General features: G+C 45.8%; 9 protein-coding genes. 8 read left to right on the forward strand and 1 reads right to left on the reverse strand.

Features of this window, described 5'->3' with window-relative positions:
• A partial coding sequence (locus H6S82_RS05430) for a calcium-binding protein (RefSeq protein WP_191056063.1) occupies nucleotides 1-848 on the reverse strand: 848 nt, incomplete at its 3' end.
• Nucleotides 849-987: 139 nt separating this feature from the next.
• Between H6S82_RS05430 and H6S82_RS05435 the strand changes: the two genes are divergently transcribed.
• From H6S82_RS05435 to H6S82_RS05470, 8 genes are all read left to right on the forward strand, one after another.
• Complete coding sequence (locus H6S82_RS05435) at nucleotides 988-1,569, forward strand: class I SAM-dependent methyltransferase (protein ID WP_190468961.1); 582 nt, start codon at nucleotides 988-990, stop codon at nucleotides 1,567-1,569.
• A 10-nt stretch (nucleotides 1,570-1,579) separates the two neighbouring features.
• Nucleotides 1,580-2,338 (forward strand): peptidylprolyl isomerase, encoded by a 759-nt coding sequence (locus tag H6S82_RS05440; RefSeq protein WP_190469000.1) that lies wholly within the window; start codon nucleotides 1,580-1,582, stop codon nucleotides 2,336-2,338.
• 242 nt (nucleotides 2,339-2,580) lie between these two features.
• Entirely contained in the window at nucleotides 2,581-5,598 is a 3,018-nt protein-coding gene (locus H6S82_RS05445; protein ID WP_190468958.1) for a peptidase domain-containing ABC transporter, read from the forward strand.
• Nucleotides 5,599-5,690: 92 nt separating this feature from the next.
• Nucleotides 5,691-7,706, forward strand: coding sequence for an HlyD family efflux transporter periplasmic adaptor subunit (locus tag H6S82_RS05450; protein ID WP_190468955.1), 2,016 nt, complete (start codon nucleotides 5,691-5,693; stop codon nucleotides 7,704-7,706).
• A 194-nt stretch (nucleotides 7,707-7,900) separates the two neighbouring features.
• Nucleotides 7,901-9,658, forward strand: coding sequence for a hypothetical protein (locus H6S82_RS05455; protein ID WP_190468953.1), 1,758 nt, complete (start codon nucleotides 7,901-7,903; stop codon nucleotides 9,656-9,658).
• On the forward strand, nucleotides 9,655-10,200 hold the full coding sequence (rfbC, locus tag H6S82_RS05460) for a dTDP-4-dehydrorhamnose 3,5-epimerase (protein WP_190468950.1): 546 nt from the start codon (nucleotides 9,655-9,657) through the stop codon (nucleotides 10,198-10,200). Before H6S82_RS05455 ends, rfbC begins: the two co-directional genes overlap by 4 nt.
• Nucleotides 10,197-11,105 carry a dTDP-4-dehydrorhamnose reductase gene (gene rfbD, locus H6S82_RS05465; RefSeq protein WP_190468947.1) on the forward strand — a complete coding sequence of 303 codons (909 nt, stop codon included), beginning with the start codon at nucleotides 10,197-10,199 and terminating at the stop codon, nucleotides 11,103-11,105. Before rfbC ends, rfbD begins: the two co-directional genes overlap by 4 nt.
• On the forward strand, nucleotides 11,077-11,931 hold an 855-nt coding region (locus H6S82_RS05470), incomplete at its 3' end, for a glucose-1-phosphate thymidylyltransferase (RefSeq protein ID WP_191056064.1). The genes rfbD and H6S82_RS05470, both read left to right, overlap by 29 nt.

Consider the following 11,931-nt stretch of genomic DNA (forward strand, 5'->3'; position numbering starts at 1 on the left):
CACATTGCCAACATCCTCTCACTCCAAACCGAGCCAAAATGCTCGATTTCCAGAAAATTGGCATTTTGAGGAGTTGGTTTGTAAACCCGAAAAGCTCGCATTATCCCAAGGGTGGCCGCACTTTCCAGAGGACTGATAAAACTGGTATCCCGATCGAGAAAATAGGGCTGTTTTGTCCAATGGTTAATTTGAGAGACATTCAAGAAATAGCAGCCAGCGTGGGGATTGGTGGCGCGACTGAAAGTTACCTGGGTGCCCATAATTTGACCCGCCAGTTCCGGTTGCTCTTGTAGATTCTGAAATTTAGCTGTTAGCTGGGGTGCCAAGTTGCCGTCAATGTAAGTTTTTTGGTTGCCTTCAAAAGAAGAGATTTCATACCGATTTGGTTGTAGCAAGCACATATCTCCAGCTTTGTTGCTAAACCACTGAAGTTTGACAAAAAACCAAGGATCGTGCAGGATCAGGTCGTCTTCCATGTAGCAGAAGTATTCATAGCTACCAATGCAGTCTCTCAGTAGTGCCTGACACTCAAAGCCCAACAGCTGGGGCTCGGATTTGCTGCGGTAATGTTTGTAGAAATGTGACGGCAGCGGAACTCGATCGAGAAGGTGACTATCCTTAGTAGTACATATAACTATATCTATGCTGTGAGCTTGCGACTGATTCGCAGGCAAGGCAGCACCCCTAGCAATGTCTATGCTGTTCTGGGATTTGCCAAATACCCGATGCAAACTTGTAATACAAGCAGCGATCGCCTCGATGCGCGGCTGTGGATCTTTACCTTGGGAACCGTGCTTGCCTCGATCGCTGGGGTTGAAGTAGTGAGGAATGGTGAATAAAATCCGCATAAGCTTTGTTGTAAGAGTGCCTTTGCTTTCATCTATACAAGTTGCCACGCAACTTGTGGGATCGAGACTTTTTCAAGTGTTATATTAAGCGGTTGATGACGATTTTTGCTTTCTTTTTGTTAAATTAGCAACCTGAGCGATGAATCAGTACGATTTTACCGGAGTTGAAGAATGGAACCGAATTGAGGGATGGTTTGATTTGTCCGAAGCGATCGCCATCCAAAAATTTGTCAAACAATTACCCCCCGGAGCCAACTTAGTCGAGCTAGGATCGTACAAGGGACGCAGCGGTGTAGCAATTGCATCTGTGTTACCGCCAAACGGTGTCCTGTACTGCGTCGATCATTTTCAAGGCTCTGAAGAACACAAAAAATCTAATATAGATACCAGTAACTTACTGGAGACTTTTACCAAGAATATTGAACGCTTTGGAGTTAAAGATAAAATTTATACTTTGCAAATGAGTGCTACGGAAGCGTCAAAAAAATTCGAGCCGGAATCGATCGACCCGATCCTACTCGACGCTGCCCACGATTACGATTCGGTCAAAGCAGATTTGCTAAATTGGTATCCCAAGCTAAAACCGGGTGGATATCTCTTTTGTGACGATTACGCACCCAATTGGCCGGGGGTAATGCGGGCGATCGAAACAGTCGGGTTAGAGGGTAAGGTAATAGCAGCATCTTTGTGGATGCACAACAAGCCTGTTGGGAGTGTTTGAGTTGCAAGCAATGACGGAATTGTATCGAGCTGGCAACAGAGCAATCGCAGCGGCGGAAATGCTGGTACTGCTAAACAAGTATCAGTTGATGCCGCAGTTTTTGCGCGGGTTGATAGTTGACCGAGAGCTCGCCGAAATCGAGGTCAGCGAGGAAGAAAGTAAAGCAGCGATCGCACAAGCTCAAGCGCAGTACCAGCTTTCCACACCAGAAGCGCTGCAAGCTTGGCTTTCCGCCCAAGGATTAAGCGTAGAACAGTTTGAGGAAATCGTGGTGCGCCCCTTGCGGGTGGAAAAATTTAAACAGGCAACCTGGGGTGGCAAAGTAGAGTCTTATTTTCTGACCCGCAAATCATTTTTAGATCAAGTCATCTACTCACTGATCCGTACCAAAGACCTGGGATTGGCCCAAGAAATCTACTTTCGTATCCAGGAAGGCGAACAAAGCTTTGCTGAGTTGGCCAAACAATATTCTCAGGGCCCAGAAGCCAATACGGGCGGAGTATTGGGGCCGGTACCGATCCGGCAACCCCATCCCACAATCGGTCAGCTGCTCACCGTCAGCCAACCAGGTCAACTCTGGCCACCGCGAGCCCTAGCGGAGTGGTTTGTAATTATTCGCTTAGAAAAGTTTATTCCCGCTCAGCTAGATGAGCCCATGCGACGTCGCCTGATTGACGAAATGTTTGAAACTTGGCTCGCCGAGCAAGTAAAACAAATGGGGCCTCTGAGTTTGATGGAGCAAACTCAGGAGTCAGCGGCTATTACCTAGTGGGAGTTCGGGCGATCGAACGCATAAGGAGGCAAAACAGACTCCAAAAATAAAATCAATGGACTGCCAGCAACAAAAAATTTTTCAAAAAAACTGCCCGGATCGCAAACTTAGGCAGAAAAATGAAGGAAAAAGAATGAAGAAAAGATATATAAGGAAAGGCAGCTACGCTGAAAGTTAAATTTGATAGTTTATAGTTCCCAATTAATCTGAAATCTGACATCTAATTATTGTGGTGGTGTATGACCCAAGCAGTTTCTCGATCGCAAATTCAAACCTTTCTAGCGGAAATAGAGCCATTTAAGCAGCTAAGCCCAAAAGCGCTGCAAGCTCTTGCCGCTGCAAGCCAATTACTGCGCTATCGCATCGGGCAGACAATCTTGCAAAGAGAAATTATGCCCACGCAGGTAGCGATCGTCTACATAGGACAAGTACGCCTGTTAGGGTACGATCAGCGCAACCAAACGCCGACGAGCTTGCAAGTAGCAGGGCCGGGAGAAGTGCTGGGTTGGGTGGGATTGGTGCGGGGCGTCGCCTGCGAAACGGCGATCGCATCCAACGAAGTCATTTGTATTACCATCCCAGCATCCGTATTTTTATCATTCCTCGACAGCGAACCGGTACTGGCACAAGCTTTTAAAGAACGTCCCAGCCGCATAGAACTGTTTGAACTCCTGAGTTTGGAGTTACAGCGCCGAGCATTGGGAAATATCAACCTCAAAGACTTGACCTTCCAAGTTTGGCAAGACACCGAAGTGCTAAACTTACCAAACGGTCAAGTCACCCTTCCCGAACTAGACCAAGAGCGAGTTTGGCTGGTCAGTAGCGGTTTCGTCGGCGCATTCTCCACCGGTAGCCGATTTCCAGCCAACGAATCCGGCCCTTGGGTTCCAGTCAAAGGCAAACAAGGAGCCCGCTTATTAGGAGTGCGATTGCCCGTTCAGCCATCGCCAGTTATAGATGTGTCGCCACCCGTACAGCAGAACGACAGCGATGTAGCAAGCGATGGCACTGAGACTGGATATGCTGAAGATCCCGATAACTCCGACATTCCCTACGCACCAGATCTGCAACCAGAGTCGCAGGAAGCCATAGCGACCCACCAGAAATTACCCTACTATCGGGGTCGCGGCACAATTGATGCCCCGTTAGCTTGCTTCAAAATGTTGGCCAAATATATGGGCCTCTCCTTCCGCAAAGATGTGATTCGCAAAGTACTGGATAACCAGATCAAAACCAGAGGAAATATCACACTCCTCACCTGCGGTGGAGTAACCGAAATGATGGGTATGAAAGCCCAACTCGTGCAAGTCCACGCTCAGGCAATCACGAGATTAAAAGCACCGGCGATGGTGGAATGGCAAGATAGCTTCGCCATTATTTACAGCATCAGCGCCAAAGAACTGGTAATAGCAACCCCAGAAGAGGGAATTCGCCGCCGACATCCACGAGAGTTTGTCGAAACTTGGGGTAATGAGGGGCAAGTGCTGCTGTTAGAAAAGCGCTCCGAAGAACAGCAAGAAAAATTCAGCCTCCGCTGGTTTTTGCCAGCGATCTCCAAATATCGCAAAACCTTAATTGAAGTCTTTATCGCCTCGTTCTTGGTGCAGCTGTTTGCCTTGGCGAATCCTCTGGCAACTCAGGTAATTATCGACCAAGTAATTAAAGATCGCAGCGCCACCATCCTGCACAGCGTCGGTTTGATTTTGCTGGTGGTGGCAGTGTTTGAAGCGCTGCTGACTTACGTGCGAACTACTTTATTTGTTGACACCACCAACCGGATTGACGTCAGTCTGGGTGCGGAGGTAATCGACCATTTGGTCAGACTGCCCTTGAATTATTTTGACAACCGTCGGGTAGGGGAACTGGCAGGTCGGGTGAACGAACTGGAAAACATTCGCCAGTTTCTGACCGGAACTGCGCTTACAGTTGTCCTCGATGCCTTTTTCTCGGTATTTTATATCGCCTTCATGCTGGTCTATAGCGTGCCGCTGACCTTCGTCGCTTTGTCAACGATACCGTTATTTGCCCTGCTGACTTTCGTTGTCGCACCGATCGTACAGCGGCAGTTACGCACCAAAGCAGAACGCCATGCGGACTCCCAATCCTATTTAGTAGAAGTACTTTCCGGTATTCAGACGGTCAAAGCGCAAAACATCGAGCTGAAATCTCGCTGGCAATGGCAAGAAAAATATGCCCGCTATATCAAGGCAGGGTTTAAAACGGTGCTAACATTTAGTACCGCCAGCGCCCTCAGCGGCTTCTTTAATAAACTGTCCAGTTTGCTGCTTTTGTGGGTAGGAGCTTATATGGTAATAGCCACCCCACCGCAACTAACCTTGGGTCAGCTGATCGCCTTCCGGATTATCGCAGGTTACGTCACCAGCCCGCTGCTGCGATTGGTGCAACTGTGGCAAAACTTCCAAGAAACGGCTTTGTCGATCGAACGTCTCAGCGATGTTCTAGATGCCAAACCAGAAGCAGACGAAAACAATCGCCACAATATCGCCATGCCGCCGATTGAAGGGGCAGTCAGGTTTGAAAATGTGTCGTTCCGGTTCAATACCACCGGCCCACTGCAACTGGTGAACGTGAGTGTAGAATTCCCCGCCGGTACGTTTGTGGGCATTGTCGGTCAAAGCGGTTCCGGTAAGAGTACGCTGATGAAGTTGCTACAGCGCCTTTACGAGCCCGTAGCCGGTCGGATTCAAGTAGATGACTACGATATTGCCAAAGTCGAGCTTTACTCGCTGCGCCGTCAGATTGGGATGGTGCTGCAAGACACGCTCCTGTTTAACGGCACAATTCGGGAAAATATCGCTCTGACTAATCCGGAAGCTAGCGATGAGGAAATTATCGAAGCCGCTAAGGTAGCAGTAGCTCACGACTTTATTATGGGTTTATCTAACGGCTATAACACGATAGTGGGAGAGCGGGGATCGGGATTATCGGGGGGACAAAGACAGCGGATTGCGATCGCCCGTAGTGTCCTGCAAAACCCCAAAATGCTGATTTTGGACGAAGCTACCAGCGCCCTAGACTACCATTCAGAACGTCAAGTCTGCGAGAACCTAGCCGTTGCGTTTCAGGGTCGCACCGTCTTTTTCATCACCCACCGACTCAGCACCGTCAAAAGTGCAGATGTCATACTGATGATGGATCAAGGTTGTGTAGTGGAGCAGGGTACTCATAAAGAATTGATGGCGCTGAAAGGACGTTACTATTGCCTCTACCAGCAACAAGAATCGGAAATGTCTTAATAATTTCAAATTGCAGATTGAAGATTTCAAATTTAATTCAATCTGCAATTTGCAATCTTAAATCGGCAATTAGCAATTAGTTATTAAAGATTATGACCAACAAACAAATCGTCGATAGTCATTCACATAACAACGGGAACGGCAAAAACAACAGCGCTACTCAAGTAAAAGACTTAAATACCGTTTGGATTCCTCCTGAAGCAGTTTCCCCTGCGCCTCCACCTCCTGCCTTTGAACCCGATAACCAACCTATCCTCTTAGAAAGACCTTCTTGGTGGTCCCACGCCTTTGTTTGGTTAATTGTTTCCGTAAGCGGTACGGCTCTGCTTTGGGCAGCTTTTGCCCCCCTGGAGCAATCCGTACCGGCGACAGGAAAGTTGGAAGCCGAAGGAGCCGCCAAAGAATTGAAAGCGCCTAACGGCGGTGTGGTGCGGGAAATTTTAGTCAAAGATGGCGACGCGGTAACAAAAGGTCAATTGTTAGTGACACTCGACCCGACCGCACCCCAAGCAGACTTAGATTCCCTCCTCAAACAGCGCGAGACTCTGCTGCGGGAAAATCAGTTTTACAACGCTCAATTTACTGGCGCAAGCACCGTAGGCAGTCCGGAATTCCAAGCTTTAACCCAGTCTAGGGCTGCTCTCCTGGCCGAAAATCAATATTTAAAAGCACAGTTGAATGGGGCAAAAGTATCGGGCGGGCAAGGCGATTTTTTCGCCAACCAAGACGGGCTTTTAGCCGCTAGCCGCGCTGAATTGCGGTCTCGCGTAGAAGCGGCGCGATTGCAAGTTCAAGAGTTGCAAACTCAATTAGCTGAAGTGCAGGTGCAATTAGCGGCTACCGAAGCGCAATTGCCAACGGCTAATCAGCAATTGGCAGCGGCCAAAGATCGATTGACAATGGCTGGGGTGCAGCTGGAAACGGCTAAGGCGCAAGTACCGAGAGCGAAGGCGCAGTTAGAAATGGCTAAGGCTCAAGTCAGCAGTACTCAAGCTCGGTTACAAACGGCAAGGGCGCAAATACCAAATGCTTCTGCGCGAGTAGCAACGGCAGCAGCTCTGCTCAATAGTGATAAAGACCTGCTGAACAGGATCGAACCGGTCGCCCAAGCAGGTGCGCTGGCAGAACTGCAATTAAAACGGCAGCAGCAACAGGTGTTGCTGCGTCAAAATGAGTTGGCACAAAGCGAATCGGAAAGGTTGACGCGCCAAAGTGAGTTGGCAGCTACGGAAACGGAAATCTTGACCAGGCAAAATGAGATAACGGCAAGGGAAGCTGATGTTTTGTCTCGCTATCAGGAAATTGCTGCCATCCAAGCGGAAATTTCTAACCGTCAAGGTGAAGTTGCTGCCCGTGAAGGGGAACTTGTGAGAACTCAAGGTGAAGTTGAACGTTTGAAGGGAGAGAGACAACGCATCACGGTATCGATCGAGCGAGCTAAGCAACAGTTGAAAAATACTATCGATTTATCTGCAAAAGATATCTTCACTAAAATTGCCGATAACCACAAGCGCGTTGCAGATATTGACAGCCAACTAGGTAGGTTGAGGTTGGAAAATAAGAAAAAATTAGACGAGATCGAAAGCCAAATCCAGAAAGCAAAACAAGCTGTGCAATATCAGGAGTTGCGATCGCCTGTTGATGGTATTGTCTTCGATCTCAAACCAAATTCATCTGGATATGTTGTGAGAGCGATCGATTCCGAACCGGTGCTGAAGGTTGTACCTACCAATAAATTGGTGGCTAAGGTATACCTGACAAACCGCGATATCGGTCAGGTTGTGGATAGATTGAATAAGGACAAAGAATTGAAAGTGGAAGTGAATGTTGAATCGTTCCCATCCACAGAATACGGTACTATCACTGGAAAACTGACTTCAGTTAGTTCTGATGTTTTGCCTCCGGATCAACAGGAACAACGTCCTTATTACGCTTTCCCTGCCACAATAGAATTGGAAACTCAGACGTTGAAAATGGGCAATAGGGAAATTAAGCTCCAGCCCGGTATGGCAATTAATGCCAGTATCAAGGTGCGTAATCGCACAGTGCTGAGTATCTTTACAGAGTTGTTCCAAAAACAAGTAGATAGCTTAGAAAGTGTCAGATAAATTTTGGCGGATAGTTTGACAAAATCACCTAAGAGTGATATAATTACCGTTTTTGGGGCAGGGGACAGAAGGCAGGGGTTAAAGCCCTGCACCCCTGCCCCAAAATTTGTGAATGAGTCTCCACTGTAGTTGTGGTGGTAAAATCGTTTTTTTGGGGATAGGGTTCGATCGCATGGAAAATTGAGGACAGGCTAATGGCAAAAAAATATAAATATCTGCAAATATTGCTTTTAATTTTGTCTGTTCTGCCTGCGATTTTTCTAGGAAAATTAATTATAAAGTATGGTGTCAATGTGCCGTTCTTCGATCAATGGGGCGTGGCAAGATATATTAATAAATACTTTACTTCCGGTCTCACTTTCACAGACTTGCTAGCTCAGCATAATGAAACTCGCCCGTTTTTTCCCAGGATTGTTTTTATAAGTCTAGCATCTTTGACTCACTGGGATGTGAAATATGAGATGTTAGCGATCTTTTTAATGGCTTGCTTTATATCCTTCAACCTCTATTGTTTGAATAGATTAACAATAGGAGGAATGCTATGGAAAGGAATTCTGATATTTTTGCTATTTAACTTGCTAATTTTTTCCCCTGTCCAGTATGAAAATTGGCTTTGGGGATTCCAAATAGTTATCTTTATTCCCATGCTTTGTATAACAAGCTGTATTTTAATTGCTTACTCTCAACTTAGCTCTAAAGTAAAATTTTTAATTTGTATGTCCTTGGCTACTGTAAGTACTTTTTCTTTTGCTAATGGATTGCTTTCTTGGCTAGTTGTTTTCCCGGTTCTTGCTTTAAATACCTGGAAAGATTTAAGCAAAGAGAAATGGTTATTTACAGGATGGATAGCTGGTTTTACATTGAATGCAACGCTGTATTTTTATAATTATCAAAAACCGCCGCATCATCCAGGTATTTGGGATGGCGCAGTTCATTTACAAGCAGCGATCGATTACTTTTTCTGTTTCTGCGGTTCCGGGTTTGCTTTTGGTAATGTCAATCTAGCTAAAAATGTTGGTATGGCATTATTTAGCATTTTTATCGCTGTATGTATTTACTTAATTAAATGCAGAAAAGACTTCATTTTATGGCATCGCACAATAGGGTGGCTAACGATTGCGGCATACTCAATCAGTAGTGGATCGATCGCTACATTAGGAAGGGTGGGATTTGGTGTCGAGCAATCTATGGCTCCCAGATACACAACTTTTTCATTGTATCTACCTATATCTCTAGTGGCTTTGGTAGCAATTATCATTGATGATGCTGTCAGGAAACGCGATTTTTCAAAATCTAAATTATTGGTGAATTCAATTGGCTCGATCGCACTTATTTATTTACTTTTTTTGCATTCATTGTCGGTCAATATGGCAGTTAAAGAAATGAGTAATTGGAGGGTGGCGCGTTTACAAGGTAAAGGCTGTTTGTTATTTATAAATATTGTTAAAGAAGAAGAGTGCTTGGCGACAAGAGTAAATCCCAAGATTGCGAGAGTGAAGTTTTTGGCGAATAGGCTTAACAGCTTAGGCTATTTGCAGCCAGGTTTGGTAAAAAGTCCGAGAATACAAGATATTGAAGGAACTAAATTAAGTACTGCTGACGGTTATGGCTATGGGTGGTTTGATGGCCTTAGCAAAGTAAGTAATGATGAATATGTTACATCTGGATGGGCAAGGTTGCCAGAGAGAGAAGAACCAGCCGACGCAGTTATACTGACTTACGAAAAGGCAAACAATTATGATACCGCGTTTGCCTTGATTTATACAAGAATGAAAAGAGAGGATGTTGCCAAAGTTACGCAAAAAGACGCCTACTCTATGTCTGGGTGGCAAAAATCTTTTTCTGCAAGTAAACTGCCAAAGGGTCAGGTTAAAATAAATGCTTGGGCATTTGACGCCAATACAGGCAAGGCTTTTAAGCTAAACGGTACTCAAATAGTGCAAAATCTATGAAAGTTGTCAACACGGATATTCCCGATGTTTTGCTGATCGAACCGCAAGTTTTTGGAGATGCGCGGGGATTTTTCTTTGAAAGCTACAATCAGAAAGTATTTGCCGAAAAAGTCGGTACGACGGTGCATTTTGTGCAAGACAATCACTCCCGTTCTGGCCAAAACGTCCTGCGTGGGTTACACTATCAGATTCAACAACCGCAAGGGAAATTAGTGCGGGTAACTGTTGGCGAGATATTTGATGTGGCGGTGGATATCAGAAAAAGTTCGCCGACTTTTGGGCAATGGGTAGGTTATATGTTGAGTGCTGAAAACAAGCGCCAGTTGTGGATTCCAGCCGGTTTTGCCCACGGTTTTGCAGTTATTTCCGAAGTGGCTGAGGTGTTGTATAAAACTACTGAGTACTATGCACCGCAGCACGAAAGGTGTATTCTGTGGAATGACCCGGATTTGGCGATCGCATGGCCTTTAGCAGCAACTCCAATTTTATCCGCTAAAGATCGAGCCGGTCAACCATTTAAAACAGCAGAAGTATTTTCATGAGGCGAATTTTAGTAACAGGCATTGCCGGACAGTTGGGACAAGAATTGCAAAAGACACTTGCGCCTGTGGGTAAAGTAATCGGCGTGGGACGCGAAACGATCGATTTAACTCAGCCAGATGCGATTCGTCAGACAATTAATGAAGTTAAACCAGATGTAGTTGTGAATGCAGCTGCATACACGGGGGTGGATAAAGCCGAAAGCGAACTGGAGTTAGCAGAGGCTATTAATGCGATCGCTCCCGGTATCATAGCTCAAGAATGTCAAAAATTGGGCATTCCCCTGATTCACGTTTCCACCGATTACGTTTTTAATGGTAGCCAAAGCCAACCTTACCGCGAAACTGACCCCACCAATCCGATCAATGCCTATGGAAAAACTAAACTTGAAGGGGAAATCGCTATTCAGCAAAACTGCCAAAACCATATTATCCTGAGAACTGCTTGGGTTTATGGCGTTGGTGGCAAAGTTAACTTTGTTAAAACTATGCTGAGATTGGGGGGTGAACGGGAAGAAATTCGTGTAGTTGCCGACCAAATTGGTAGCCCCACTTGTACAGCTGATTTGGCTGGCGCAATTACCCAATTGATTCCTAAATTTCAACCAGAAATTGCCGGAATTTACAACTACACAAATAGCGGTGTTGCCAGTTGGTATGATTTTGCTGTTGCTATCTTTGAAGAAGCAAAACAGTTAGGCTGGAATTTGAAAATTCAGCGCGTAATTCCGATTACGACACCAGAATATCCCACTCCGGCGCGTCGCCCCGCCTATTCGGTTCTCTCCTGTGCGAAAATATCAGCAGTCCTGGGAACTTATCCCCCTCATTGGCGACAGGGATTGCGAAATATGTTAGCCGAACTTTACACCCAAACTTATGAAAGCACTAATTCTATCCGGCGGTAAAGGAACTCGTCTGCGACCTCTCACTTACACGGGTGCGAAACAACTCGTTCCCGTCGCCAATAAACCAATCCTTTGGTACGGAATTGAAGGTATTGTCGCAGCTGGCGTTACCGATATCGGTATTATTATCAGTCCGGAAACTGGCGAGGAAGTGAAAACTAAAACTGGAAATGGGGAACTTTTCGGCGCAAAAATTACGTACATCCTTCAGGAACAACCAGCAGGTTTAGCCCACGCAGTTAAAGTCGCCCAACCATTTTTAGGTGACTCGCCCTTCATTATGTATTTGGGCGATAATTTGATTCAAAGCGATTTAAATCTATTTTTGGAAAGGTTTAAATCGCAGCAGACAGATGCTTTAATTCTGCTGCGACAAGTTTCTAATCCATCGGCTTTTGGTGTGGCAGAAGTTGATGGGAATGGACGAGTTTTGCATTTGGTGGAAAAACCGAAAGTTCCGCCTTCTAATTTGGCGCTGGTGGGAATTTACTTTTTTGCTAAGACGATTCACGATGCGATCGCCTCTATTCAGCCCTCTGCCCGTGGCGAATTGGAAATCACTGACGCCATTCAATGTTTGATCGATCGACAGAAAAAAGTAGAAGCTTGTCAGTTAGAAGGTTGGTGGTTAGATACCGGGAAAAAAGACGATTTGTTAGAAGCAAACCGGATTATTCTCGATACTACTTGTCTCACAAAATCTATTGAAGGTGAAGTAGATACCCAAAGTCAGGTAATTGGGCGGGTGCAAATTGGGCAAGGAACTAAACTTGTTAATTGTACTGTTCGCGGCCCAGCTATTATCGGTAGGGATTGCTATTTAGAA

Source organism: Planktothrix sp. FACHB-1355, from assembly GCF_014748295.1.
Lineage (GTDB): Bacteria > Cyanobacteriota > Cyanobacteriia > Cyanobacteriales > Aerosakkonemataceae > Aerosakkonema > Aerosakkonema funiforme_A.

Excerpts from the sequence above, each read along its gene's own strand:
- rfbD (WP_190468947.1), top strand. The coding sequence starts at position 10,197 with ATGAGGCGAATTTTAGTAACAGGCATTGCCGGACAGTTGGGACAAGAA.
- rfbC (WP_190468950.1), top strand. The coding sequence starts at position 9,655 with ATGAAAGTTGTCAACACGGATATTCCCGATGTTTTGCTGATCGAACCG.
- H6S82_RS05445 (WP_190468958.1), top strand. The coding sequence starts at position 2,581 with ATGACCCAAGCAGTTTCTCGATCGCAAATTCAAACCTTTCTAGCGGAA.
- H6S82_RS05455 (WP_190468953.1), top strand. The coding sequence starts at position 7,901 with ATGGCAAAAAAATATAAATATCTGCAAATATTGCTTTTAATTTTGTCT.
- H6S82_RS05435 (WP_190468961.1), top strand. The coding sequence starts at position 988 with ATGAATCAGTACGATTTTACCGGAGTTGAAGAATGGAACCGAATTGAG.
- H6S82_RS05450 (WP_190468955.1), top strand. The coding sequence starts at position 5,691 with ATGACCAACAAACAAATCGTCGATAGTCATTCACATAACAACGGGAAC.
- H6S82_RS05440 (WP_190469000.1), top strand. The coding sequence starts at position 1,580 with ATGACGGAATTGTATCGAGCTGGCAACAGAGCAATCGCAGCGGCGGAA.